The sequence below is a fragment of the Ruegeria sp. BJ6 genome (assembly GCF_056537885.1).
Genome location: NZ_JBQFSG010000014.1, coordinates 56351 through 80319, shown reverse-complemented (window position 1 = coordinate 80319; position 23969 = coordinate 56351). Strand labels below are relative to the sequence as shown.

Genomic DNA, 23969 nt, shown 5'->3' with positions numbered 1-23969 from the left:
CCCTTCCGCCGCGACGCCATGAAAAAACCCGTCGCAGTCGCAGGCGTCAGCGCCAACGACATGAACGCCCAGTAAACAATAGGGTAAGGACCGGGACGCATGACCAAAACACCGATCGAGCTGTTGCGCGAACGCGCCCCGGACACCCGCCCTGTCGTTGCAATGAGTGAAGGCAGCGATCCCCGCATTGTCGCGGGGGCGCTGGCCGCAAAAAAGGCCGGATTGGCCGACATTATTCTGGTTGGAGCGCAGGCCGAAATCGAGACCGCGCTGTCTGCCGAAGGTACAGAGGCCGGTGACGGCATTGAAATCCACGATCCCGCATCGTCACCTTTGACCGGGGCATTCGCCACCGAGTATCACGCCTTGCGCAAGCACAAGGGCGTGGATGAAACCGCCGCGCGCAAGGCCGCTGAAACACCGCTGGTCTATGCCGCAATGCTTGTACGGCTGGGCCATGCCATCGGGACGGTCGGCGGCGCAGTCCACACCACGGGCGACGTAGTGCGCACTGCCATTCAGGTCATTGGAATGGCACCCGATGCCGGCATGGTGTCGTCGTTCTTTCTTATGTACCCGCCTGCGGGCGCACCCGAAGGTGCCCGGGCGATGCTCTATTCGGATTGCGGGTTGGTCATCGACCCAAACGCCGGTGAACTGGCGGCCATCTCGGCCACCTCGGCGCAATCCGCCCGGGCCTTGCTGCAGGTTGAGCCGAAAATCGCAATGTTGAGCTTTTCCACCAAAGGAAGCGCCAGACATCCCGCGGTGGACAAGGTGATCGAGGCAACCGGCCTTGTGAAGGCAAACAACCCCGATCTGGAGGTTGATGGCGAGTTGCAGTTCGACGCGGCCTTCGTCCCTTCGGTCGGCGACCGCAAATCCCCGGGATCGCCAGTGGCGGGCCAGGCCAACGTCATGATCTTCCCCAATCTGGACGCCGGCAACATTGGCTACAAGATCACCCAGCGTCTGGGGGGATATTCCGCAATCGGTCCAGTGCTGCAGGGATTGGCGAAACCAGCCAACGACCTGTCGCGCGGCTGCAGTGCCGAGGATGTGACACAGATGATCGCCGTCACCATCCTGCAGGCATCAAACACGTAATTCGATTTGTCCCGGCACGCGAAACAGCCGGGCAGAAAAGGAAAGTCTAACCGCAATGGCTGCTGCGACCACCCAATCGGGACACCTGGCCAATCTGACAAAAGAGCGTATCCGCGTTCTGTTCCCCGGCATCATCGTCTCGGTGATTGTCGCCATAACCGCCAAGTTCCTGTCCGAACACTATGCGACGCCCGCCATGCTGCTGGCCCTGCTGCTGGGCATCGCTGTCAGCTTTCTGAGCGAGGATGGCAAGGCCGTCGAAGGAATCGGATTTTCGGCCCGTACGCTGCTGAGGCTGGGCGTTGCCCTGCTTGGCGTGCGTGTATCGATGAACCTGATGATGGGGCTGGGTTGGGATCTGATCGCGCTGGTAGTCGGTGGGGTGCTTGCAACCATCGGATTTGGATTGCTGGTTGCCCGGTTCTTTGGGCACAAGTGGCGATTTGCCTTTCTCACCGCCGGGTCCGTCGCCATCTGCGGCGCATCGGCCGCCATGGCAATCAGCGCCATTCTGCCAAAGGACGAACGATCGGAAGAGCGTCTGATATTCACCGTCCTTGGCGTGACGGTTCTTTCGACGATTGCAATGATCGCTTATCCCATTCTTGTTCGGTCGCTGGGCATGAATGACATCGCAGGCGGAGTGTTCCTTGGTGGCACGATCCACGATGTAGCACAGGTGGTTGGCGCAGGCTTTTCAATCTCGGAACAGACTGGCGACACCGCGACACTGGTCAAGCTGTTCCGGGTTGCAATGCTGGCCCCGGTGGTTCTTGTGGCATCACTGATCATCCGCAACTTTGCCGATATGGATGAAACGGGCCAAAGACCACCGATCCTGCCAGGATTCGTTATCGGCTTTCTGGTGCTGGCCACCATCAGTTCGTTTGGGCTGATCCCGCCATTTGTCACCGAAATGCTCAGTCAGGCCTCGCGATGGCTGCTGCTGATCGCAATTGCCGCCGTCGGTATGAAAACCAATCTCAAACAGGTACTGTCGGTCGGAGGCGCGGCCATCGCCCTGATCATTGTTGAAACACTTTTCATTGCCGGAGTGATACTTGCGGGAATTACCTTCCTGACCTGAGACCCCGCCCCGACAGAAGGACGCCAGATGACCATCCAGCAACCGAAGATCGACACATCGCCCAAAGTTTCGGACGAAATCCAGCGCACCACCTGCTACATGTGCGCCTGCCGATGCGGTATCAACGTGCATATGAAGGATGGCAAGGTCGCCTATATCGAGGGCAATCGCGACCATCCGGTAAACAAGGGCGTTCTGTGCGCCAAGGGCAGCGCAGGCATCATGCAGGTCAACGCCCCGTCGCGCCTGAAAGCGCCGCTGAAACGGGTGGGGCCGCGGGGGTCGGGCGAATTCCGGGAAATATCGTGGGACGAAGCGCTGAGCACCGCGGTTGGCTGGCTCAATGAGTTGCACGAAACCGCGCCTGAAAAACTGGCCTTTTTCACAGGGCGCGATCAGTCGCAGAGCTTTACATCGTTCTGGGCTCAGAATTTCGGCACGCCCAACTATGCGGCCCATGGCGGGTTCTGTTCCGTCAACATGGCGGCTGCAGGCATTTACACGATGGGCGGCGCATTCTGGGAGTTCGGCCAACCCGATTGGGAACACACAAAGTTGTTCATGTTGTTCGGCGTTGCCGAAGACCACGATTCCAACCCGATCAAAATGGGCATCGGGAAAATCAAAAAGCGTGGCGCCAAGGTAATCGGGGTGAACCCGATCCGGTCCGGCTATAACGCTGTCGCGGATGACTGGGTTGGGATCACGCCCGGAACCGATGGGTTGTTCATTCTGTCCCTGATCCATGTTCTGATGAAAGCGGGCAGGATCGATCTGGAATACCTTAGCCGCTACACCAATGCTCCGGTGCTTGTGAACGCCGGGGACGGACCGGAAAAGGGCCTGTTCCTGCGTGATGAGGACGGCAAGCCGCTGGTGATCGACCGCGCGACCAAACAGCTGACTGCCTTTGACAAGCCCGGCGTGCGCCCCGATTTGTCGGCCACCTACGAGAAAGACGGAATAACGCACAGGCCGGTTTTTCATATGATGGCCGAACGCTATCTCAGCGACGAATACGCTCCGGAAGCGATTGCGGAAAAGTGCGGGATACCAGCAAGCAAAATTCGCGCCATCGCTGCGGAATTGTCCCGCGTCGCCTTCGATGAAGCGTTTGAGCTGGATCAGGAATGGACTGACTTTCGCGGCGAAAAGCACGACAAGATGACGGGCCGCCCCGTCAGCTTCCACGCTATGCGCGGTATTTCGGCCCACGCCAACGGGTTTCAGACCTGCCGTGCACTGCACGTGCTTCAGATACTGCTGGGGACGGTCGAGGTTCCCGGCGGCTTCCGCTTCAAACCGCCCTATCCCAAACCGGTCGAGGCGCACCCCACCCCTCACAGCAACGGCCGACCGGGCCGCCCGCTGGAAGGACCGCATCTGGGCTTTGTCCGTGGGCCCGAGCATCTGGCTCTGAAAGAGGACGGAAGCCCCTCGCGCATCGACAAGGCTTTTACCTGGGAAAATCCGATGTCGGCCCACGGGTTGATGCATATGGTGATTTCCAACGCCTATGCCGGTGACCCCTACAAGATCGACACGCTGTTCATGTACATGGCCAACATGTCGTGGAACTCGTCGATGAACACCAAAGGTGTGACCGAGATGCTGACGGCCCGCGATGACGATGGCGGCTATGTGATACCGCGCATCATCTACTCCGATGCCTACAGCTCGGAAATGGTGGCCTATGCCGACCTGATCCTGCCCGACACCACGTATCTCGAACGCCATGACTGCATTTCCCTGCTGGATCGGCCGATCTGCGAGGCCGACGCAGCCGCTGACGCGATCCGCTGGCCGGTGATCGAACCGGATCGCGATGTGCGGGGTTTTCAGTCGGTTCTGATCGAACTGGCCAACCGGATGCAACTGCCCGGTTTCACCCATCAGGACGGCAGCCCGAAATGGAAGGACTACGCCGACTACATCGTCAATCACGAGCGCAAACCGGGCATCGGCCCGCTTGCGGGTTTCCGGGGTGAAGACGGCGACAAGGAAGGCCGGGGCGAAGTGAATCCTGACCAGCTGAACCGCTATATCGAAAACGGCGGTTTCTATGTGGCGCACATTCCCGAAGGGGCGGATTACTATAAACCCTGGAATACAGCTTATCAGGACTGGGCCGTGGGTATGGGCATCTACGACAGCCCGCAACCCTACCTGTTCCAGCTTTACGTGGAACCGATGCGCAAATTTCAGTTGGCAGCCGAAGGCCACGGTGAACGGCAACCCCCCGATCACCTGCGCGCGCGCATCAGCGAAACAATGGACCCACTGCCAATCTGGTACGAAACCGACCAGACCGGGAACGAAGGCTTCACCGTCAACGCGCTCACCCAGCGCCCGATGGCCATGTACCATTCCTGGGGCACACAGAACGCCTGGCTTCGGCAGTTGCATGGGCGCAATCCGCTATATGTGCCAACCAAACTGATGCGCGAACACGGGCTAAAGGACGGAGACTGGGCCAAGGTGACCTCGCCACACGGGGAAATCACCGTGCCCGTGATGGAAATGGCAGCGCTCAACGACAACACCGTCTGGACATGGAATGCCATTGGCAAACGCAAAGGTGCATGGGCCCTGCAGGAGGACGCGCCCGAAGCAACCAAAGGCTTCCTGTTGAACCACCTGATCCACGAATTGCTGCCCCCCAAAGGAGACGGGCTGCGTTGGGCCAATTCAGACCCGATCACCGGTCAGGCCGCATGGTTCGATCTGAAGGTCAAAATCGAAAAAGCCGCCAATCCGGATGAGATGACGGAAAGCCAACCTGAATTCCCCCCCATCAACTCTCCAGTTGGCCATGGCCCCGAAAACCTCGCGTGGAAGGTGGGCAAATGACATTGAACCATTCTTCATCTGGCCAGAAATACTCCGTGGGTGAATTGAGCAGCAGGCTCAAGAGGGGGCTGGCCCCTTCCCTGCCCCAAAAAGCAGAGGTTCACTGACATGACCCAGCTACCGAATTCCACCGAACGTAAAATGGGCCTGGTCATCGACCTGGATACCTGTGTCGGATGCCACGCCTGCGTGATCTCCTGCAAAGGCTGGAACACCGAAAACTACGGCGCGCCTCTGTCGGATCAGGATGCCTATGGCGCGAACCCCTCAGGCACTTTCCTCAACCGGGTTCATTCCTACGAGGTGCAACCCCCTGATGGCCCCGCACAACTTATTCACTTCCCCAAATCCTGCCTTCATTGCGAGGACGCACCCTGCGTCACCGTCTGCCCGACCGGTGCAAGCTACAAGCGGGTCGAGGACGGGATCGTACTGGTCAACGAAAGCGACTGCATCGGCTGCGGCCTTTGCGCCTGGTCCTGCCCTTATGGTGCGCGTGAACTCGATCTGGCCGAAGGGGTGATGAAGAAATGCACGCTCTGCGTCGACCGGATCTATAACGAGAACCTTCCCGAAGTGGATCGTATCCCCTCCTGCGTCCGCACCTGCCCGGCGGGTGCACGCCATTTCGGCGATCTGGGCGACCCCGACAGCGATGTGTCGAAACTGGTCGCAGAACGCGGCGGCATGGACTTGATGCCTGAAATGGGCACAAAGCCGGTCAACAAGTACCTGCCGCCCCGTCCCAAGGACAGGATCGAAGATCAAACTGACGTTCTTGCACCTCTGCTCGCCCCGGTGGCGGACGAGCCTAAAGGGTTCCTGAACTGGCTGGACAAGGCACTCGACAAACTGCCCGGAGGTAACGCCTGATGCATCCCGCACCTTCCGTCATCCTCTTCACCACATTTTCAGGATTAGGGTTTGGCCTGCTGTTCTTTCTGGGCCTTGGCTTTCCGGCAGTGTCGGGCTGGGTCGCCTTTGTCTTCTTCGCCATCGCCTACGCGCTGGCGGTGGGCGGGCTTCTGGCCTCGACCTTTCATCTGGGTCACCCTGAAAGAGCGATGAAGGCCTTTACCCAATGGCGTTCCAGCTGGCTTTCGCGCGAGGGGTGGTGTGCAGTCCTCGCACTGATCGTCATGGGGCTTTACGCCATCGGCACCATTTTTCTGGACGCGCGTTGGGGTGTTCTGGGCGTGGTCGGATCGCTGCTGTCCATCGCGACCGTTTTCACCACCTCGATGATCTACACACAGCTGAAGACCATTCCGCGCTGGAACATGAAGCTGACGCCGGCCATGTTTCTGTCTTTCAGCCTCGCCGGTGGCGCTTTGCTGGCGGGGCAGATTCGGGTCGCACTGGTTTTGCTGGTGATCGCGGCGCTGGTCCAGCTGGCCTACTGGAAACTGGGGGATCAGGCATTCTCGGGCTCCGGAACCGATCTGGGGACAGCTACGGGCTTGGGCGCGCGCGGCAAGGTTCGGGCATTTGAGCCGCCGCATACTGGCACCAATTACCTGCTGCGCGAATTCGTTCATGTGGTCGGCAGGAAACATGCCGCAAAACTGCGGATCATATCGTTTGTCCTTGCATTCGTGGTCCCCGTCATCCTGCTGTTGCTGCCTTTCCATCATGTCACCGCACTGTTGGCAGTGGCGTCGCACCTTGCAGGGGTCGCCGTTTCGCGCTGGCTGTTCTTTGCACAGGCCGAACATGCCGTAAGGTTGTACTACGGGAAATGAAGGACGTTCCGGCACTTTTCTGCGCGTTCAAATCAGAACGGATGGAGACCCGGGTCAACAGCTGCCCTGCATCGCTGCTCTGAACTAGTCGTCAAACAGAACTGATAGCCGGTCTTGGGTCGCGACACTCTGGCAAGTGAGGATCTGACCCCGGGAAATTTCATCGTCTTCCAAGGCCATCCGGTTGCGCATATGGACCTTGCCATCCGACAAACGGGCCACGCAGGCACCGCACACACCGGACTGGCAACTGAACGGTGGTGTCAGCCCCGCGGAACGCGCCGCTTCCAGAACGGTTTGCCCGGCAGCAACGGGTATTTCATGAGACTGTCCGTTCAGAACAACACGCGCGCTGGCGGCCACGCCTGCGACGCTGGTATCGCTTTCGGTAGAACCACCAAAGCTCTCCATGTGAATCCGGTTTGCCGGCACATCAAGGTTCATGAGTGCCAGCTTTACATCTTGGTTCATCCCGTTCGGGCCGCAGATCCAGTATTGAACATCCTGCGCAACCGGGCGGGCCTCAGACATAGCCTGCTGAATCGCCTCGGCGTCAATCCGGCCCGTTTTCCACGGTGAAAACCAGCTCCACATTGACGGTGCGGACAAGACATGACGAACCGAAAAACGCTCGGGATGCATTTCCTGCAGTTGGTCCAGCTCAGACTGAAAGATGATGCTGTCCGCATTCGCGTTGCCATAGATCAGATGCGCTGCAGAATGCGGTTCTTTGGCCAGTACTGCGTTGATCATGGAAAATAGCGGGGTGATGCCACTGCCAGCCCCGATGAAGTAATGAGATCGCCGGGCAAGCGTTCCCGGCTGCAACATGAATGTGCCAAATGGCGGCATCACGTCAATCGCATCACCAGGGGAAAGCTTGTCAGCAATATGGTTCGACACCAGACCATCGCGGACCCGCTTTGCCGTAATGCGCAGCGGTGCGCCAGGCGGGTTTGAAATCGTATAACTGCGCCGATGTTCCTGCCCCCGGATATTGAACCGCAAGGTCAGGTGCTGGCCTGCATGCCATTCGAACTGCCCGGAAACCTCAGGCGGGACGTCAAATGTGACATTCGTGGCGGCGCCGCCAATTTCCGGATGAATGTCGCATATTGTCAGGGCGTGAAAATCGCGGCTCATCAGACCCTCTTACCGATAATCAAAAGTTGTGTTCAGCGAGCGGATCACCGAAGCGCCGAAATAGGACAGGATGAAAAACTCATCGGTCTGAACCATGGTTCCTTCGAAGTCCTGCCAAGAATAGCTGACTTGCGTTGTGGCGGTGACACGGGTCCCATCGTCATGTGCGGCCGTTGTGATTTGCGGCGCGGAACGCTCGATCTCCTGATATCCCTGCATAGCCTCAGCCAGCACCGGATCCGTCGCAGGATCGGGCAGCGTCGCATAGTCTGCGATCACATAAGAAAAGCGGTCATCGGGCTGTCCCAACCCATATTTGATCGTGATTGTATGGGTGGCTTCCGGGTGCCAATCCCGCCAAGTTGCGTCAGCGGCACCGGACTCCTGTGCAGCCAGGTAACGTTGGACAAGGTCTTGCGGTGTCTTCGCGACTGCAGTCAGTGCCAGCCCCGCAGACAGGACAATCCCAAGGCAGGTTGCCTGAAATGGCTTCATAGTCGTTCCTCCGAAACTTGCGTCAGCCCTCGCCACGCTGCATGAAATCCAGCACGGCTTGCTGATGGCTGGTTATGGGGCTTTCACCTTTTGCAGCCGGACCAACCTCGAAATAAGGACTTCCGAGTGATTTCTGTTGCTGCTCGCAGGCATAGATATCCTCGGTCGTGAAGTCGCCTGAACTCATTGGGTCCTGGTCTCCGGTGGAGTCGCCTTCCTGATACTTGGCCCCGCCGAAGCTTTTCCAGAAGCCCTGGCTTTTCCACTGCTGTTTCTGAAACTCCCATCCTGATACGTTCGCGACCTTGGTGCGGTTTTCGACCCGCGTCAGATCAGGGGCCAGCGGGGTTATCAGAAACAGGTTCCAACTGTCTTCGCTGGCACCAAAGCCAATGCCGGGGAACAACATCGGCACCCACGCCCCGACATGAGGTTCAGGAATGACACGCGGGGTTGGCAGATTATTCTCGAGGTTTTCGCCATACTCGGACGAAGGGGGTTCCCAGAAATGATAGTGGGGTCCCTTCCATCCGTATTCGGCCTTGGCATGGTCATACATGTAAAGGGTGTTCGAATGCAGATGGCTCAGGTGGTAAACGTCTATGTAATTCTCGACGACGATCTTCCAGTTGGCCTTGATTTCATAAGCGTTCCGCGTTTCCGGGTATTCGACCAGCTCTTCGGGTCTGTGTGGCCCCAAAAGCGGGTCAACCTCTCCAAACCATTCGGCCAGCGTGGGCGCATCCGCGTCGGGATGCACGAACAGCATGCCGCGCCAGACATCGACACTTGCGGGCTTGAGGCCAAGGCAGGACTTGTCGACGCCCCCCGGATACTCGGTCGCCTCGTCGGGAACGGAAATCAGGTTGCCTTCAAGATCGTAAGTCCAGTCATGATAAGGGCAGGTCAGCGCCTTTTGAGTTTTTCCCACCGCCCGGATCAACTGCGTCCCCCGGTGGCGACAGATATTGTGAAAAGCGCGCAACCGGTGATCGCGGCCCATGACGATAAACAGATTGTTCAATCCAGCCTGCACGGACAGGTAATGTCCCGGCTCCGGAATGTCTTCGGCAAAGCCGGCGAAACGCCAGGTTCGGGAAAAGATCAGGCGTTGCTCCTGTTCGAACCAATCTTGCGACGTATAGGCGTCGACCGGAAGTCGGTGATACATTTTGGTCATCATTTCACCTCAGATGAGCAGATATGCGTATTGGGGAAACAAGCTGGCCAGGACCATCATCAGACCCAGAACAGCCCAGAGGGCAACGATGGCCCAAAACAGGAACGGGTCTTCGTCCCGGTTGATTTCCATGACCAGAAAGGCCTGCCCGTTCAGGATCGTCGGAACCACCCACCATACAAACAGCAGGCCCCAGATCCAGTAGATGCCCAGAAAGGTTGCCGTCAGCAGAACCGGCAAGGCAACGTAGTTGATCGCGCGGGAGCGGCTCATTGATCTGCCTCCAGACTGGACGCCAGCAATGAAGCAGCCAGCTTCAAGTCACTGCGCCATGACATCGGCGGGTCCAGAGGAGACAACGAGTCCAAGTTTACAAAAACTGCGGAAATCCCCTGAGCGACAGCTCGTATTTTATCTTCGGGCGCTGTTGGCGCCGCGCGTCTCAGCACCGCTTCGATCACGTCAAAAAAATCCTGCAAGCTATCCAGCAGCCGCTGACGCAAATCAGGCCGATCGGGAACGGACGTCACCAAGGCCTGATATGACAGCATCAGCCGTGGATCGGTTGTAGTGTCTTCGGCAAACAGAAGATCGACCAGATCGGCCGGTGCGGCATCTGACCCCAGCGTATCGTTCAGCCGGGTTACCGAATGCTCGAACCCGGCAAGAACATGGTCGGTCAACGCCGCGAACATTTCATCCCGGTTGCCCAGATAATGACGCAACAAAGGGCGCTTGACCCCGGCCTCGATCGCAATGCGCTCCTGCGTGGCGCCTTCCAGTCCAAACCGTGCGACGCACGTCAGATAGGCATCAAGAATCTCGGCGGATCGCTGATCTTTTAAAGAAGGTCTGGGCATCTCTGCTCCGTTTATTGTCACATCTGACAAATAACTATCGGAGATTTATTGTCAACAGTGACAATTTATATTTTCGAACTGAGCACCCAGCTTTCCCGATGCTGTTTCGTTTCAATCAAAGCCCCCAACGGCTTTTAGAATTCGGACAAAAAAAACGGCAGCACGCCGAACCGGAACGCCGCTTAACAAAAGTGTTGTAAGGTCAAACGCAGCGCGCAGTGCAGCTACGTCCCCCCAATGCGGGCGCCCTCGCAGATCTCTGCGAGGGGGGCATTTCACAGGGTGGGTGAGCGCAGCAAAGCTGCCCTTCTTAGTATCAGGCACTAGGATGTCTATCGACGACATCCGGTTACCATACGGTGTGGTCAGAATTTAATTTGGATCGCCCGTGCGGATCAGACAACTGTTTAAGGTTCTGCAAACAGCATCATCGGATCGCTGGAAGTGACCAGCGGTCCGGTTCACGGTTTTCTTTCAATAAGCCAATACGTTACGCCCAATGCCAGACCGATGGCTGCGTAGCCGAGAAAGTACTGAGGTTCCAAGCTTTTGTCGTCGAGCGTGATGATTTTCCGGGCGACCGCCATCAGTGCTGTCGCTACAACAAGCTTGATGTGGATGACGTCGGCGGTCAGATAGAGAGTGATATTTGTATAGATCTCGATCGCGATAAGAACGACCAATACAGCACTGAAAACCGCGAGAAGGTCACTGACCTCCAAGATATAAAGAGGTGGTTCCATAAACTTCTGATATGTAGTGAAACCGGCGTCAATAATAGCCAGAAGAATGATCCCGAGCATCAGCACTGACAATGCTCTGACACCGTGGCGGATCATGCGGTTACACCACCGAACGATTGCATCTTCGTGATGGGGATCTAGTTCCACATGCGCGGGGATGGGTTTGCTATCTTCGCCACTCACTGTCATCTCCAATTCCGTATCCGTTCGTTAGCGTGATAGTTTTCACGTAAATGCATCGCCCTCGTCGGCTTTGACGGAACTCTCTCATGAAATGGATGTATTTTTCTAGGCCGGTTTTTTATTCGTAAAAACGGCTTGATGGCCTCAAACCGGTCATTGAGGTGTTACTGATCGCGTGCCTGCAAGCACGTGATCAGCAACATTTCCGGTAAGCGGCTTGCCCGAACAGAAAGCCGCCAATTTTCAGTTGGGGTCTGTGTAGGTTCAGATCAGCCCGGCATGTGCCATTGCGGCGTCGATTACAGTCTTGGTGCTGTCTTCCAAACCAACAAGCGGCGAGCGGACTTCTTCGCTGCAACGTCCCAGCTTGCTGAGCGCGTATTTCGCGCCAACAAGACCCGGTTCGATAAAGATCGCCTCGTGCAGCGGCATCAGGAGGTCCTGAAGTTCAAGCGCCTTGGCATAGTCACCTGCCAGCGTCGCCTGCTGGAATTCCGCACACAGTTTCGGCGCAACGTTTGCCGTCACCGAGATACAGCCGACACCGCCATGTGCGTTAAAGCCCAGCGCCGTCGCGTCCTCGCCCGAAAGCTGGCAGAAATCCTTGCCACAGGTTGCGCGCTGCTGGCTGACGCGGGCCAGATCCCCGGTTGCGTCTTTCACACCGACGATACGCGGCAGCTTGGCTAGCTCGCCCATGGTTGCAGGCGTCATGTCGACAACCGACCGGCCGGGAATGTTGTAGATGATGATTGGAATGTCGGCACAATCGTGAAGCGTGCTGAAATGGGCGATCATGCCCCCCTGCGTCGGCTTGTTGTAATAAGGCGTCACAACCAAAGCCGCATCGGCACCGATCTTTTTGGCGAACTGAACGAACCGGACCGCCTCGACCGTATTGTTGGACCCGGCGCCCGCGATAACCGGAACGCGGCCTGCGGCGGCTTTTACCACCTCTTCGACCACAGTCTCGTGCTCTTCATGGCTCAGCGTCGGGCTTTCGCCGGTGGTACCGACGGGAACCAGACCGGTCGATCCTTCTTCGATCTGCCACTCCACCAGGTGTTTGAGCGTATCCAGGTCCAGCTCGCCGTTGCGGAACGGGGTGACGAGGGCTGGCATAGAGCCTGTGAACATGGAAGTCGCTCCTTAAAGCAAATGTGAACAGTCATGGTACGCAATAAATCCCTGCGATCGGGTTTCCCGGTTGATCCCCGCGACGCAAAGTTTATCCTGAGTGGCTGTATCCTTGGTTTGTTGGGAAATGCAAGGGATGACACGCATTCTGTCGCTTCTGATCACAGTGATTCTCTGCTCCGCGCTGAACGCGCCGGATGCCAAAGCCGACTCTGCCGACGACCTTCGGGCGGCCATGGCGCAAATGCGCAAGGGCGACTGGAACGAGGCATTGAGGGTGGCGGGCAGTCGCGGTTCCGTCTCGCGCGACATAATCGTCTGGCACTGGCTACGCGAGGGGTTCGGCAGTTCCGGCGATGTTCTGGTGTTTCTGGAGCGCAGGCCGGACTGGCCGGGTCTGGCCTGGCTGCGCCGCAAAAGCGAGCCCGCCTTTACCAATGCCGACCCGGACCGGGTGATCAAATTCTACGCGGACAACCCGCCGCAGACAGCCGAAGGGGCATTGAACCACGCGGTCGCCCTGATGGCCAAAGGCAATCGCGGTGATGCAGAGGCCGATATAGTCATGGCCTGGCGCACCATGGCGATGGGCAGCGGATTGCAGCAGGATTATCTGGAGAACTTCGGCAAGCTGTTGAAACCGCATCACGAAGCGCGGTTGGACAGAATGCTCTGGGACGGCCATCGGGTCAGCGCCAGACGAATGTTGCCTCTGGTCAGTGCCGATCAGCGCAAACTGGCCGAGGCGCGGCTTGCGTTGCAGGAACGCGAACCCGGCGTGGATACAAGGATTGCCGCGGTTCCCAAATCACTGATGAATGCGCCGGGGCTTGCCTTTGACCGCTTTGTCTGGCGTGACCGAAAAGAGCTGGACGACAGCGCCATCGACCTGATGCTGGAACGGTCAACCGGGCCCGATTCTCTGGGCGAGCCGGAAAAGTGGGCCGAGGGGCGTCGGCGTCTGGCGCGGCTTGAAATGCGCAACGGCGCGCCCGCACGCGCCTACAAGGTCGCGTCCTCCCACCACATGACCCCCGAAATGGGCTATGGTTACGCCGATCTGGAATGGCTGTCGGGGTTTCTGGCACTGCGACGTCTGAACGACCCGGCCACGGCTGTCCGTCACTTTCAGAATTTCTCGGATGCGGTGCAGTCTCCGATTTCGAAAGGGCGGGGTGGATACTGGCTGGGCCGGGCCTATGCCGCGCTTGGCGATTCGGATAAAGCCTATGATGCCTACGCCTTGGGTGCTGACCATCAGACGTCGTTCTATGGCCTGCTTGCCGCCGAACAGATTGGCCGCCCCTTCGATCCGGAACTGGCCAACCCGCGCCGCGCCGCGCACTGGAAACAGGCGGGCTTTGCCGATTCCAGCGTGTTGGAGGCCGGATTGTTGCTGCTCAGCGCAGGCGAGCGTGATCAGGCGGAACGTTTCCTGACGCATCTGGTGGAAGATCTCGATCAGGATCAGGCGGCGCAGTTGGGAGACCTTGTTCTTGAACTAAACCAACCGCATCTGGCGGTCATGATCGCCAAGCGCGCGGCGCGAACGGGAACAGTGCTGCCCGCCGCCTACTATCCTGTGCATCCGGTTGCCGATCTGGGCCTGCCGATGGCCAAGGAAATGACACTGGCCATTGCCCGCCGCGAAAGTGAATTCGACCCGGTCGTCATCAGCGGCGCTGGCGCACGCGGCCTGATGCAGGTGATGCCTGCGACGGCCAAGGTTGTTGCGCAGGATCTGGGCATTCTCAGCGGCCATCAAACCGGGCGCCTGACGTCGGACTGGCGCTACAACGCGAAACTGGGAGCCAATTACCTGTCTGGCCTTGCCGCCGATTTCAACGGCAACGTCATCATGATGGCGGCTGGTTACAACGCCGGGCCCCGGCGGCCGATTTCGTGGATGGACCGCTTTGGCGACCCTCGGGCGGGTCAAGTCGATATGATCGACTGGATCGAATACATCCCTTTTTCCGAAACCCGGAACTACGTGATGCGCGTGGCAGAAAGCCTGCCGGTTTATCGTGCCCGCCTTGGCAAGCCGGCGCTTCCTGTACCGTTTTCGCAGGAGCTGACCGGCTCAACGCTTCAGGCGTTCGCGCCATAGGGTAAACAGCCCAGCGGACACGATCAGGGCCGTCCCGGCGACCACCGCCGGGCGCAGTGTTTCGTCGAATATCGTGATGCCCAGAATGGCGCTCCACATCAGATGGAAATAGGCAAAGGGCTGAACCGCGCTTGCCTCGGCCATTTCGTAACACTTGATAAGCAGCCAGTGCCCCAAAACACCTGTAACGCACAGCAGCGCCATCCAGTACCAGTCGCGGCCTTCCATCGGTTCCCAGAACCAAAGCCCGACGGCGGTCATGGCCACCGCCCCGGAAACACCCGTCCAGAAGAAACTGGTCGCCGTACTGTCACGCCGTGCGGCATAGCGGGTCAACAGGCCGTAAAGCGCGAACATCAGGGCCGAAATCAGCGGCACGATAGCCCACGGGTTGAACACCCCCATACCGGGCTGAAGAATGATGAGGACACCGACGCATCCGACACCGATCGCCAGCCAGCGCCGCCAGCCGACCGTTTCGCCCAGTACCGGGCCGCTTAGCGCCGCAACCAGCAACGGATAACAGATGAACACTGCCTGACTTTCGATCAGGCCAAGAATGGTGAAGCTGAAAACCGCGACGCAGATTTCACCCGCCAGCAGCACGCCCCTAAACACTTGAAGCGGCAATTGGCTGGTATGCGCCGCGGCACGCAGCCCACCCGGCGCCCGCGCGGCCAGTGCAATGACGAAGGCCGCAAAGAACCAATAGCGGATCATCACAACCATGTAGGTGTTGTAGGTGCCCGCCAGATGGCGCGAGATACCGTCCTGCAACGCAAAGACGATGGTGGCCGCGATCATCAGCGCGATGCCCGCCGGGATGTTGTTCTTTTGCGTCACGCTTTGACCGCCCGCGTCATGTGGCGTTTGCGGCCATAGCCGGGACTGCGCGAGACGGAGAATCCCGCATCTTCCAGCCCGCGGCGAACAAAACCGGCTGCCGTATATGTGGCAGCAGTGCCAGTGGGGGCAGTGTGGTCAGCCACTTCGCGCAACAGATCCGCTTGCCAAAGCTCGGGGTTCTTCGCAGGTGAGAACCCGTCCAGAAACCACGCATCCGCTTTACCCTGCCAATGCGCTAGGGTTTCGCGTGCATCGCCTTCGATGACAGTCAGGTGCAAAGTTCCCAGATCGCAGCTGCCGCCCTGCCAACCGGCGAGAAACCGGTCGATCCACGGGGCGAGCTCTGGAAAAGCCGCCAGCGCTCGGGCCATATCTGCGGGCTCCATCGGAAAGGCTTCGAAACTGGTGAAAGACAGCGCGCCCTGCTGGCCGGACTTTTCCCACTCGGACCAAACGGTCAGCATGTTAAGGCCGGTACCGAAACCCAGCTCGGCAATCCGGAATCCCGGCGCAAAACGGTTTGGCAGGTCATTGCCCGCAAGAAAGACATGCCGCGTTTCCTCCAATCCGTTCTGGAGCGAGAAATACGGATCGTCAAAACGCTCGGACACAGGCACTTTGTCATCAGTCCATGTCAATCTGGCACGCTGGTCTGCCATGGGTAATTCCTGTAGCTAGGCGGCGCGACACTGAACAAGGAAAAGGGGATTGGCAATGGTCGATGTAACGGTGCGCGGTGCGGGGATTTTCGGCCTGTCCATCGCCTGGACCTGCGCACGACGCGGCGCAAAGGTTCAGGTTGTCGATCCGTTTGGCCCCGGGTCGGGTTCCAGCAACGGTTTGGTCGGGGCGCTGGCACCGCATGTGCCCGAAAACTGGAATGCCAAGAAAGCGTTCCAGTTCGACAGTCTGCTTATGGCCGAACCCTTCTGGAAACAGGTCGAGGTCACCGGCGGCGTTTCGCCCGGATATGCCCGGTCGGGACGCCTGCAACCGATCCCGGATGTGCGCACTCTGGATCTGGCGCGGACGCGTCAGGATACGGCGCGCTATCTGTGGCAGGGACAGGCCGAATGGCGGGTGGTTCCCACCGAGGAGATGGGCGCATGGTGCCCCCCCAGCCCGACCGGATACGTCATACACGATACCCTGACCGCGCGGATGCACCCCCGACGTGCTTGCGCCGCTTTGGTTGCCGCGCTGGCCGTCATGGGGATCGATGTCGTGCAGGACGCACCCGATCAGGGCCGGGTTGTTCACGCAACCGGGCTTGCCGGGCTGCAGGAGCTCAGCCGGGCCTTTGGGAAAACAGTCGGCAACGGGGTTAAGGGACAGGCGGCACTATTGCGATTTGACGCCGGTGAGGTGCCGCAGCTTTTCGCGGACGCGATCCACATCGTGCCGCATGCCGATGGTACATTGGCCATCGGCTCCACGTCGGAGCGCGAATATGACGATCCCTCTGCCACCGACGCGGCGCTGGATGACGTGATCGATCGCGCAATGCGAGCGGTGCCGGTACTGCACGGGTCCGAAGTGATTGAGCGATGGGCTGGCGTCCGCCCCCGAACAAAAAGTCGCGCGCCGATGTTGGGAGAGCATCCACTGCATCCCGGGCAATTCATTGCAAATGGCGGTTTCAAGATCGGGTTTGGCATGGCTCCGAAAATTGCTGAGGTCATGGCTGACCTGATGCTGGAAAACCGCGACGCAATCCCCGAAGATTTCCGCCCCGAGGCGTCACTCTGATATCGGAACCGCCACTGCCTCCATACATTGCCGCCCGTCCGGTCCACGCACCCAGAGAGCCTGACCGTTGCGACAAAAACTGGCCGTTTCAAAATGCATCAGCGGTGAAGACGCGCGGAACGAAAATCCGGACAACGGGCCCAGCACATCCTCGGCCAGCAGCATAAGGTGTTGCGCAAGCAGGGGGCCGTGAACCACCAGACCGCCATATCCTTCGACATCCCGCGCGTAATCCAGATCGTAATGTATCCGGTGCCCGTTGAAAGTCAGCGCCGAATACCGGAACAGAAGCGTGGAATCGAACTCTACATCCCGCCGGTCTGTTTCGTCGGTGCGCGCCATCGGAGCTTTCGGTCGTGGCATTTCAGCCGAAGGGTCTTCGCGATAGACAAGATCCTGCCATTCGCTCAGCCTGAGGGTATTTTCCTGCCAGATGTCGTGCCGAAGTCTGACAAAGGCCAACGGTCCGGTGCGGCCGGTTTTCGACTGTGCGCTTTCCAGTACCGACCGCCGTTCCGCATGTATCCCGGCGCGCAAGGGCTCATGAAACTCCAGCTTGCCTCCCGCCCACATCCGGCGCGGCAATCCCATATCGGGGATCAGCCCGCCGCCTACCCGGGGATGTCCGTCACGGCCCAGACCTGCAGGCGGGCGCGGTGTCCAGAAATAAAGCTGATGAAAGAACGGCGGCAGTGCCGACCCGGTCGCAATCGTCGCCTGCTGACCCATCGCCACCTGAAGTGCGGCGGCGCGGGCCGGGTCCATCACGTCGCCCTGCTTTTCAACCGTTTCTGTCATGTCCGTACCTTAGGTTGCGCCCAACTGGCGAACAAGCGGCGGCCGATCAGAACCCGGCCTCGGCCCTGAGTTTTTGCATCAGTGCCCGCAGCGCTTCTTCATAGCGATCGCTTGCCAGGCGCCCCTCTGCGTCGAACTCGTTGGAGCTGTTTGCAAGGTGGATTTCCGGGCCTTGCAGAATTCTGGGCTGAAACGGAACCATGTAGGCGCGCAGGATCATCTGCGCCCGCTCACCGCCCGCGCGGCCCGCTGCAGCGGACATGACGGCCACGGGCTTGTCGGCCCATGGGCGACCCTTGGTCCGGCTGACCCAGTCCAGCGCGTTTTTCAGGACCCCGGACGGGCCTTTGTTATATTCAGGGGTCGAAATGATTACGGCGTGGGCACCTGCGATCTGATCGGCCAGGGTCTGAACCGGGGCCGGGATCCCTTCGGCTTCTTCCACATCGCCGTCGAAAAGCGGCAGGTTCAGATCGGCCTCGATGAACTGGCCGGGTTCGAACAGCCGCGCCGCTTCGCGCAGAAGTTTGCGATTGGTGGCGGTTTGGCGCAGCGAGCCGGACAGGCCCAGAAGGATCGGTTCGGACATTTGGGGAAAGCTCCGTCTTGTGTTGCACCTGTTTACCCCGGCGCGCCGCGCGACCAAACCCCGGTTGACGCGCAGTCAATGTGCACAACGAATAAGGGCCGCACATAGCGGCCCTTTTTTTGAATATCCGGTAGGGATCAGGTGTTGCTGCTAGGCACAACCACAATCTCAACCCGTCGGTTCTGGGCCTTGCCCTCTGGGGTCAGGTTGGACGCGATCGGATTGTTCTCGCCCTGACCAATCGTCGCGATACGGGAATAGCTGACACCATTTGCCTGCAGAATATCGGCCACGGCATTGGCACGGCGTTCCGACAGACCCAGATTGTAGGATGCTTCGCCATCGCTGTCCGTATGCCCGATGATCTGAACGTTCGAATTCGGATAGTTCACGAGGTTCTGGCCGACTTTCACCAGATCGGACCGCAACGCAGGGCGCACCGTGGCGCTGTCGGTGTCGAAGGTGATGTCGTTGGGAACGGTGACGATCAGGCGGTCACCCGCATTGACGATTGTGATCCCGTCATTGGCCAGTTGCTGGCGCAGTTCGGCGGCCTGCCGGTCCAGCTGATTGCCGATGGCACCCCCACCAGCCGCACCAATGGCCGCACCGGCCAATGCGCCCAGTCCCGGGTTGGAATTATTCGCAATGGCACCGACACCAGCCCCAATGAGCCCGCCAATCAATGCGCCTTGTTTGGTGTTCTGGTTCGGGTCGTTCTGGGCGGTCAGCGTACCGGGGTCGGTACAGGCCCCCAGAACCATGGCCGAGCACAGCCCGGCCGCCAGCACAAACTTGGAAATCGTCATGGAATCACCTTCTGCTCCAAATGCCCGTTCATCGGGCTTGCTTCGTTGGCCGCATTATAACACCTGTGCCGAGTCCAGGCTCAAGCAACAATCGGGTGATATCGGCAAATACCCGCCCAAGTATACAGGCTCAGGCCCGTTCAGCGGGCTCATCCCACCTGTTCTGCTCTTGCCAGACCGCGCGCAATGGTTCGCCAAGGCCCGAAAAATAGGCATCCAGCGGGTCACACTGCCAGATGCGGTCCACGCGGAAATGACGAAAGGCACTGCGCATCTCGCACCAGCCGGCAAGCATCGTGCATTCCAGATGATAAATCAGCGCCACCGGGCGCACCACGCGCTCGGTCCGTTCGCCCTCTGCGTTGCCATAGCTCAGCCGCAATTTCCGCTCTTCCCGGATCGCGCTGCGCAGCATGGCGATGGACACGCAGCCCTGAACCGGATCGTCAGCGGGCGCGCCCCAAGGTGCGACCTGAAGCCAGTTGGCAGGAACGTGCAGCGCCTCGATCTTCTGGCACACACGGTCAGCCGCCTGTTGCAGGGCGCTGTCCCCTGTTCGTGCCAGCATCGACAGGCCGACCCAAAGCGCCTCGACCTCTTCTGCGTCAAAATTCAGAGGCGGCAGATCATACCCCCGGCGCATCACATAGCCCAGCCCCGCCTCGCCCTCGATCGGCGTGCGTTGCGCCTGAAGCGCGGTGATGTCGCGATAGATCGTGCGCACGGACACCTCAAGCTGTTCGGCCAGCCTTTCGGCTGTCACCGGCCCGTCTGCGGCGCGCAGGATCTGGATGATTTCGAACAAACGTGTGGACCGGCGCATGTGACTCTCCAAAGGACCTGCTGACACATTAGCACATGCTACTGACACCGTGGTGTCAGGGGCGTTGTCCGAATGTGGGTTATCCCGAATCTTGTGAAGGAGACCCGAGATGCCCAGTCGAGATCACCAAATCCTGATGGCCCTGCAACTGGATCGCTGGTCGCAGGGCCGCCCCCTGCGTGCCTATGAGATCGAGCGGGAACTGGCGGCAAAGAAATCGCCAAGAATCGTTCGACGCAGGCGGAAATTCCTGCTGTCGCCTTTCTGGCGGCGCACGCAGGCCTAGCCTTCGGCCCGCGCAGCCTCATAAGCCAGCATGGCGCGTTTGACGGGCAGGCCCCAGTGATAGCCGCCCAATCCTCCGGACTTGCGCAAGGCGCGGTGGCAGGGGATCAGCCAACTGATCGGGTTGCGCCCAACAGCCGTTCCCACAGCGCGAACGGCCTGCGGCGCACCCACGACCTGAGCGATTTCGGAATAGGTTGTTACATTGCCGGATGGAATATGCAGCAATGCCTCCCAAACCTTGATCTGCAGCGGCGCTCCGATGAGGTAGAGGGGCGTGGGCTCCAGCCGGTCGCTGGCAGCACCGAAGGCGCTGAGGACCCATGGGCGCAGACGCATCGGATCTTCGACAAACTCTGCCTTGGGCCAGCGGGACAGCATATCCTCCATCGCGGGTTCCTCGCCTGTTTCGGCACTGAACGCGATGCCACAAATCCCTTTGTCCGTGCCCATGACCAAAGCCGGCCCAAAGGGACTTTCGAACCAGCCCCAGTAGATTATCAGCTCGGCCCCTTTGCGGGCGTATTCTCCGGGGCTCATCGCTTCCCAGCGGATGAAAAGGTCATGCAGGCGACCGCTGCCGGACAGGCCGACATTGTGTGCGGTTTCCAGCGTCGTGAACCGTTCACGCAGCAACGCCTTGGCATGACCCAGTGTCAGATATTGCTGATAGCGCTTTGGGGAAACCCCGGTCCAGCGAGAGAACAGACGCTGGAAATGCGCGGGGCTCATGTCCATCTGGCGCGCCAGCTCATCCAGCGACAGGGTTTCGCCGCCCTGGTCGATCAGGTCGATCGCCCGGCGCATGACGTTGTAGTGATAACCGTTTTCCGAGTTCTGGACGTTCATGACTAACCTCATCTGCTTCCCTCCAACCTACAGCGTCCAAACCCCTGCGGCGACCCGAAACCTGCTGTTTTGTACGTCCATCAAACCCCCAACCTTCCGAATCGTACCGGCGTGTACAAATTCGTTTCTTTTGGCTTGTAAGCGATAAATTCGGGCGGCATACCGATCAGGATGGCAAAGCAACTCGATTATCATACGATCCGCGAAATCTTTACACGGTTTCAGGCAGCCGAGCCCGAACCCAAAGGCGAGCTGGAGCATGTCAACGTCTATACGCTGGTCGTGGCCGTGGCGCTGTCGGCGCAGGCGACGGATGCGGGCGTGAACAAGGCCACGCGTGAGCTGTTCAAGATCGCCGACACGCCGCAAAAGATGCTGGATCTGGGCGAAGAAAAGCTGATCGACCACATCAAGACGATCGGCCTTTACCGCAACAAGGCCAAGAACGTCATCAAGCTGAGCCGCATTCTGGTCGATGAGTATGGCGGCGAAGTTCCCAATTCCCGTGCTGCGCTGCAATCGCTGCCGGGTGTCGGACGCAAAACCGCCAATGTGGTGCTGAACATGTGGTGGCGGCAGCCGGCACAGGCGGTGGACACCCATATCTTTCGCGTCGGCAACCGGAGCGGTATCTGCCCCGGCAAGGACGTGGACGCGGTCGAACGCGCCATCGAAGACAATATTCCGGCCGATTTCCAGCTGCATGCGCATCACTGGCTGATCCTGCATGGCCGCTATCATTGCAAGGCACGCAAGCCGATGTGCCCAACCTGTATAATCCGCGATCTTTGCGAATTTGAGGACAAGAACCTATGAAAACCTACCAGCTTGTCGGCATCGGAAATGCCGTCGTGGACGTGATTTCCCAGGCCGATGACAGCTTTCTTGAGCTGATGGGCATCGAAAAAGGCATCATGCAGCTGATCGAGCGGGAACGCGGTGAAGTTCTGTATGCCGCCATGGAAAGCCGGGTTCAGACACCGGGCGGATCGGTTGCCAACACGATCGCAGGTGCCGGTGCGCTGGGTCTGGATGCAGCCTTTATCGGGCGGGTGCATGACGACGCGCTGGGACGGTTCTATGCGGATGCAATGAACGAGGACGGGGTCGATTTCGTCAACCCGCCAGTGCCCGGAGGGGAGCTGCCGACCTCACGCTCGATGATCTTTGTCTCGCCCGATGGTGAACGGTCGATGAATACCTATCTGGGGATTTCCTCGGAACTGTCGTCCGAAGACGTATCGTCAGAGGTGGCGGGCAACAGCCAGATCATGTTCCTTGAGGGCTATCTGTTCGACAAGGAAAAGGGCAAGGCCGCGTTTCTTGAGGCCGCTCGCAACTGCCACAAGGGCGGCGGCAAGGCGGGAATCGCCATTTCCGATCCCTTCTGTGTGGAACGGCACCGGGTCGATTTCCTGTTGCTGATCGAGAACGAACTGGATTTCGTGATCGGCAACGAGGCCGAGATCAAGTCGCTGTTCGAGACCGACGATCTGGAAGAGGCACTGGCCAAAACCGCCGCCATCTGTCCGCTGGTTGTCTGCACCCGGTCGGGTGACGGTGTGACCGTTCTGAACGGCGGCGACCGCATCGACGTGCCGGTGGAAAAGGTGGTGCCGGTGGACGCAACCGGCGCAGGCGACCAGTTCGCCGCCGGGTTCCTGTTCGGCATGGCCACGGGCCGCGATTTCGAGACCTGCGCCCGCATCGGCAACATCTGCGCCCGCGAAGTGATCAGCCATATCGGGCCACGGCCCGAGGCAAATATGCTGGAGTTGTTGCGGAGTGAGGGATTGCTCTGACCGGTCGGATGAAAGCGTCAATCTGAACCAATGGACGGATGAATTGCAAAAACTCACAAATCTTCTCTCCGGGCAACTCGGCGAAACACTGGCGTTGGCCAAGTTTATCTCGGTGGGTCTGCACGCCTATGTCAGCCCGCCGGGTGCGCCCGGGCACGATATCATGGTGCATACACCGGACGGTCTGAAAACCGTCGAGGTCAAAACCAGGCAGTACATCGATAGGCCATCCGAGATCAGTCGCTGGCCTGTTAACATGAACACAAAGGCAGACGCAGATTTCATCTTATTCGTCGCCTTGAGCCTGCGGACCTTTGAGCCGACGTTCTATTTGCTCAACAACGCTCAGGCCAAGGACGCGTACAGGGAAAACAAACACGGCGGGAACTGCCTGCCCAGCAAGGTACGCGCGAGCGTGAACGCAAACGACTTCAGCGCAATTACGGGCGAGCCGGCGGAACTGCCCCCAACAAACGCCGTTGAACAGCCGAAAACCAAAGCCCAGAAATCCGCTTTGCGGCACACGATTGCGCAAGAGGTTGAGTTCGCCGGTCGTCGAATCGTGCAATACACCTGTCAAAGCATTGATGTTTTCGAAAACGGCAAACTGCAGAAAAACGCCATCGAGAACCTGCGCGATCTGGCAAAGAAACTCGACGTTTCAGAGTTCAACGGCTCAGGTGGCGTTCACAATACCCGGCAACTTGGCAAAGCAGTAATTGACGCGATCAAATTGACAGACAGCGTTGACCGCGTAGGAGCGGGTTAACCTTTCCGGCAGC

The 23969-nt window shown here is 59.1% G+C and carries 25 protein-coding genes; 11 read left to right on the top strand and 14 right to left on the bottom strand.

The window, feature by feature from the left end:
- Positions 1-99 precede the first annotated feature (99 nt).
- The 5 genes from pta (at position 100) to ACR0D6_RS21195 (ending at position 6786) form a co-directional block, all read left to right on the top strand.
- Complete coding sequence (pta, locus tag ACR0D6_RS21215; protein ID WP_480767001.1) at positions 100-1107, top strand: phosphate acetyltransferase; 1008 nt, start codon at positions 100-102, stop codon at positions 1105-1107.
- A 55-nt stretch (positions 1108-1162) separates the two neighbouring features.
- The gene (locus tag ACR0D6_RS21210) at positions 1163-2194 is read left to right on the top strand and encodes a putative sulfate exporter family transporter (RefSeq protein WP_170656134.1); all 1032 of its coding nucleotides are present in this window, start codon (positions 1163-1165) and stop codon (positions 2192-2194) included.
- A 27-nt stretch (positions 2195-2221) separates the two neighbouring features.
- Positions 2222-5044: a molybdopterin oxidoreductase family protein gene (locus tag ACR0D6_RS21205; RefSeq protein WP_480767000.1), complete on the top strand. Its 2823-nt coding sequence runs from the start codon at positions 2222-2224 to the stop codon at positions 5042-5044.
- A gap of 108 nt (positions 5045-5152) precedes the next feature.
- Positions 5153-5917 (top strand): 4Fe-4S dicluster domain-containing protein, encoded by a 765-nt coding sequence (locus ACR0D6_RS21200; protein ID WP_480452979.1) that lies wholly within the window; start codon positions 5153-5155, stop codon positions 5915-5917.
- Positions 5917-6786 (top strand): DmsC/YnfH family molybdoenzyme membrane anchor subunit, encoded by an 870-nt coding sequence (locus tag ACR0D6_RS21195; protein WP_170656140.1) that lies wholly within the window; start codon positions 5917-5919, stop codon positions 6784-6786. Before ACR0D6_RS21200 ends, ACR0D6_RS21195 begins: the two co-directional genes overlap by 1 nt.
- Positions 6787-6870: 84 nt before the next feature.
- Here the strand turns inward: ACR0D6_RS21195 and ACR0D6_RS21190 are convergent, their stop codons facing one another.
- From ACR0D6_RS21190 to dapA, 7 genes are all read right to left on the bottom strand, one after another.
- Entirely contained in the window at positions 6871-7929 is a 1059-nt protein-coding gene (locus ACR0D6_RS21190) for a 2Fe-2S iron-sulfur cluster-binding protein (RefSeq protein WP_480766999.1), read from the bottom strand.
- A 9-nt stretch (positions 7930-7938) separates the two neighbouring features.
- A complete protein-coding gene (locus ACR0D6_RS21185; protein ID WP_480766998.1) occupies positions 7939-8424 on the bottom strand; it encodes a hypothetical protein in 486 nt (161 codons plus the stop codon).
- A gap of 22 nt (positions 8425-8446) precedes the next feature.
- Positions 8447-9607 (bottom strand): aromatic ring-hydroxylating oxygenase subunit alpha, encoded by a 1161-nt coding sequence (locus tag ACR0D6_RS21180; RefSeq protein WP_480766997.1) that lies wholly within the window; start codon positions 9605-9607, stop codon positions 8447-8449.
- A gap of 6 nt (positions 9608-9613) precedes the next feature.
- Complete coding sequence (locus tag ACR0D6_RS21175; protein WP_480452971.1) at positions 9614-9877, bottom strand: hypothetical protein; 264 nt, start codon at positions 9875-9877, stop codon at positions 9614-9616.
- Positions 9874-10464, bottom strand: a complete 591-nt coding sequence (locus tag ACR0D6_RS21170) for a TetR/AcrR family transcriptional regulator (RefSeq protein WP_480766996.1) — start codon at positions 10462-10464, stop codon at positions 9874-9876. Before ACR0D6_RS21170 ends, ACR0D6_RS21175 begins: the two co-directional genes overlap by 4 nt.
- Positions 10465-10925: 461 nt before the next feature.
- Positions 10926-11390, bottom strand: a complete 465-nt coding sequence (locus tag ACR0D6_RS21165) for a phosphate-starvation-inducible PsiE family protein (RefSeq protein ID WP_480732250.1) — start codon at positions 11388-11390, stop codon at positions 10926-10928.
- A gap of 264 nt (positions 11391-11654) precedes the next feature.
- Positions 11655-12527, bottom strand: a complete 873-nt coding sequence (dapA, locus tag ACR0D6_RS21160; RefSeq protein WP_480766995.1) for a 4-hydroxy-tetrahydrodipicolinate synthase — start codon at positions 12525-12527, stop codon at positions 11655-11657.
- 136 nt (positions 12528-12663) lie between these two features.
- Between dapA and ACR0D6_RS21155 the strand changes: the two genes are divergently transcribed.
- Complete coding sequence (locus tag ACR0D6_RS21155) at positions 12664-14637, top strand: lytic transglycosylase domain-containing protein (protein WP_480766994.1); 1974 nt, start codon at positions 12664-12666, stop codon at positions 14635-14637.
- Here ACR0D6_RS21155 and ACR0D6_RS21150 read toward each other — a convergent pair.
- Both ACR0D6_RS21150 and mnmC2 read right to left on the bottom strand, forming a co-directional pair.
- Entirely contained in the window at positions 14611-15441 is an 831-nt protein-coding gene (locus ACR0D6_RS21150) for a DMT family transporter (RefSeq protein ID WP_480767002.1), read from the bottom strand. The genes ACR0D6_RS21155 and ACR0D6_RS21150 overlap by 27 nt on opposite strands.
- A 35-nt stretch (positions 15442-15476) precedes the next feature.
- Entirely contained in the window at positions 15477-16142 is a 666-nt protein-coding gene (gene mnmC2 / locus ACR0D6_RS21145) for a tRNA (5-methylaminomethyl-2-thiouridine)(34)-methyltransferase MnmC2 (protein ID WP_480766993.1), read from the bottom strand.
- Positions 16143-16197: 55 nt separating this feature from the next.
- On the opposite strand from mnmC2, the gene ACR0D6_RS21140 reads away from it, so the two are divergent.
- Positions 16198-17232 (top strand): NAD(P)/FAD-dependent oxidoreductase, encoded by a 1035-nt coding sequence (locus ACR0D6_RS21140; RefSeq protein ID WP_480766992.1) that lies wholly within the window; start codon positions 16198-16200, stop codon positions 17230-17232.
- Here the strand turns inward: ACR0D6_RS21140 and ACR0D6_RS21135 are convergent.
- The 4 genes from ACR0D6_RS21135 to ACR0D6_RS21120 form a co-directional block, all read right to left on the bottom strand.
- Positions 17224-18030: an HTD2 family dehydratase gene (locus ACR0D6_RS21135; protein WP_480766991.1), complete on the bottom strand. Its 807-nt coding sequence runs from the start codon at positions 18028-18030 to the stop codon at positions 17224-17226. The two genes, ACR0D6_RS21140 and ACR0D6_RS21135, sit on opposite strands and share 9 nt — an antisense overlap.
- A gap of 46 nt (positions 18031-18076) precedes the next feature.
- Positions 18077-18619, bottom strand: a complete 543-nt coding sequence (locus ACR0D6_RS21130; protein WP_480766990.1) for an NADPH-dependent FMN reductase — start codon at positions 18617-18619, stop codon at positions 18077-18079.
- Positions 18620-18756: 137 nt separating this feature from the next.
- Complete coding sequence (locus ACR0D6_RS21125; RefSeq protein WP_480766989.1) at positions 18757-19428, bottom strand: YiaD family glycine zipper/OmpA-like lipoprotein; 672 nt, start codon at positions 19426-19428, stop codon at positions 18757-18759.
- Positions 19429-19558: 130 nt separating this feature from the next.
- Complete coding sequence (locus ACR0D6_RS21120) at positions 19559-20251, bottom strand: helix-turn-helix transcriptional regulator (RefSeq protein ID WP_480766988.1); 693 nt, start codon at positions 20249-20251, stop codon at positions 19559-19561.
- A gap of 109 nt (positions 20252-20360) precedes the next feature.
- On the opposite strand from ACR0D6_RS21120, the gene ACR0D6_RS21115 reads away from it, so the two are divergent.
- Positions 20361-20537 carry a hypothetical protein gene (locus ACR0D6_RS21115; RefSeq protein ID WP_480732226.1) on the top strand — a complete coding sequence of 59 codons (177 nt, stop codon included), beginning with the start codon at positions 20361-20363 and terminating at the stop codon, positions 20535-20537.
- Here the strand turns inward: ACR0D6_RS21115 and ACR0D6_RS21110 are convergent.
- A complete protein-coding gene (locus ACR0D6_RS21110; protein ID WP_170656356.1) occupies positions 20534-21385 on the bottom strand; it encodes a bifunctional helix-turn-helix domain-containing protein/methylated-DNA--[protein]-cysteine S-methyltransferase in 852 nt (283 codons plus the stop codon). The two genes, ACR0D6_RS21115 and ACR0D6_RS21110, sit on opposite strands and share 4 nt — an antisense overlap.
- A 171-nt stretch (positions 21386-21556) precedes the next feature.
- On the opposite strand from ACR0D6_RS21110, the gene nth reads away from it, so the two are divergent.
- Genes nth through ACR0D6_RS21095 form a run of 3 tightly spaced genes read left to right on the top strand, consistent with a single transcriptional unit; the run spans position 21557 to position 23956 of the window.
- Entirely contained in the window at positions 21557-22201 is a 645-nt protein-coding gene (nth, locus tag ACR0D6_RS21105; protein ID WP_480732222.1) for an endonuclease III, read from the top strand.
- Complete coding sequence (locus ACR0D6_RS21100) at positions 22198-23187, top strand: adenosine kinase (RefSeq protein ID WP_170656174.1); 990 nt, start codon at positions 22198-22200, stop codon at positions 23185-23187. Before nth ends, ACR0D6_RS21100 begins: the two co-directional genes overlap by 4 nt.
- Complete coding sequence (locus ACR0D6_RS21095) at positions 23171-23956, top strand: protein NO VEIN domain-containing protein (RefSeq protein ID WP_480766987.1); 786 nt, start codon at positions 23171-23173, stop codon at positions 23954-23956. Before ACR0D6_RS21100 ends, ACR0D6_RS21095 begins: the two co-directional genes overlap by 17 nt.
- Positions 23957-23969: the final 13 nt, after the last annotated feature.

Excerpts from the sequence above, each read along its gene's own strand:
- pta (WP_480767001.1), top strand. The coding sequence starts at position 100 with ATGACCAAAACACCGATCGAGCTGTTGCGCGAACGCGCCCCGGACACC.
- ACR0D6_RS21210 (WP_170656134.1), top strand. The coding sequence starts at position 1,163 with ATGGCTGCTGCGACCACCCAATCGGGACACCTGGCCAATCTGACAAAA.
- ACR0D6_RS21205 (WP_480767000.1), top strand. The coding sequence starts at position 2,222 with ATGACCATCCAGCAACCGAAGATCGACACATCGCCCAAAGTTTCGGAC.
- ACR0D6_RS21200 (WP_480452979.1), top strand. The coding sequence starts at position 5,153 with ATGACCCAGCTACCGAATTCCACCGAACGTAAAATGGGCCTGGTCATC.
- ACR0D6_RS21195 (WP_170656140.1), top strand. The coding sequence starts at position 5,917 with ATGCATCCCGCACCTTCCGTCATCCTCTTCACCACATTTTCAGGATTA.
- ACR0D6_RS21190 (WP_480766999.1), bottom strand. The coding sequence starts at position 7,929 with ATGAGCCGCGATTTTCACGCCCTGACAATATGCGACATTCATCCGGAA.
- ACR0D6_RS21185 (WP_480766998.1), bottom strand. The coding sequence starts at position 8,424 with ATGAAGCCATTTCAGGCAACCTGCCTTGGGATTGTCCTGTCTGCGGGG.
- ACR0D6_RS21180 (WP_480766997.1), bottom strand. The coding sequence starts at position 9,607 with ATGATGACCAAAATGTATCACCGACTTCCGGTCGACGCCTATACGTCG.
- ACR0D6_RS21175 (WP_480452971.1), bottom strand. The coding sequence starts at position 9,877 with ATGAGCCGCTCCCGCGCGATCAACTACGTTGCCTTGCCGGTTCTGCTG.
- ACR0D6_RS21170 (WP_480766996.1), bottom strand. The coding sequence starts at position 10,464 with ATGCCCAGACCTTCTTTAAAAGATCAGCGATCCGCCGAGATTCTTGAT.
- dapA (WP_480766995.1), bottom strand. The coding sequence starts at position 12,527 with ATGTTCACAGGCTCTATGCCAGCCCTCGTCACCCCGTTCCGCAACGGC.
- ACR0D6_RS21155 (WP_480766994.1), top strand. The coding sequence starts at position 12,664 with ATGACACGCATTCTGTCGCTTCTGATCACAGTGATTCTCTGCTCCGCG.
- ACR0D6_RS21150 (WP_480767002.1), bottom strand. The coding sequence starts at position 15,441 with ATGATCGCGGCCACCATCGTCTTTGCGTTGCAGGACGGTATCTCGCGC.
- mnmC2 (WP_480766993.1), bottom strand. The coding sequence starts at position 16,142 with ATGGCAGACCAGCGTGCCAGATTGACATGGACTGATGACAAAGTGCCT.
- ACR0D6_RS21140 (WP_480766992.1), top strand. The coding sequence starts at position 16,198 with ATGGTCGATGTAACGGTGCGCGGTGCGGGGATTTTCGGCCTGTCCATC.
- ACR0D6_RS21135 (WP_480766991.1), bottom strand. The coding sequence starts at position 18,030 with ATGACAGAAACGGTTGAAAAGCAGGGCGACGTGATGGACCCGGCCCGC.
- ACR0D6_RS21130 (WP_480766990.1), bottom strand. The coding sequence starts at position 18,619 with ATGTCCGAACCGATCCTTCTGGGCCTGTCCGGCTCGCTGCGCCAAACC.
- ACR0D6_RS21125 (WP_480766989.1), bottom strand. The coding sequence starts at position 19,428 with ATGACGATTTCCAAGTTTGTGCTGGCGGCCGGGCTGTGCTCGGCCATG.
- ACR0D6_RS21120 (WP_480766988.1), bottom strand. The coding sequence starts at position 20,251 with ATGCGCCGGTCCACACGTTTGTTCGAAATCATCCAGATCCTGCGCGCC.
- ACR0D6_RS21115 (WP_480732226.1), top strand. The coding sequence starts at position 20,361 with ATGCCCAGTCGAGATCACCAAATCCTGATGGCCCTGCAACTGGATCGC.
- ACR0D6_RS21110 (WP_170656356.1), bottom strand. The coding sequence starts at position 21,385 with ATGAACGTCCAGAACTCGGAAAACGGTTATCACTACAACGTCATGCGC.
- nth (WP_480732222.1), top strand. The coding sequence starts at position 21,557 with ATGGCAAAGCAACTCGATTATCATACGATCCGCGAAATCTTTACACGG.
- ACR0D6_RS21100 (WP_170656174.1), top strand. The coding sequence starts at position 22,198 with ATGAAAACCTACCAGCTTGTCGGCATCGGAAATGCCGTCGTGGACGTG.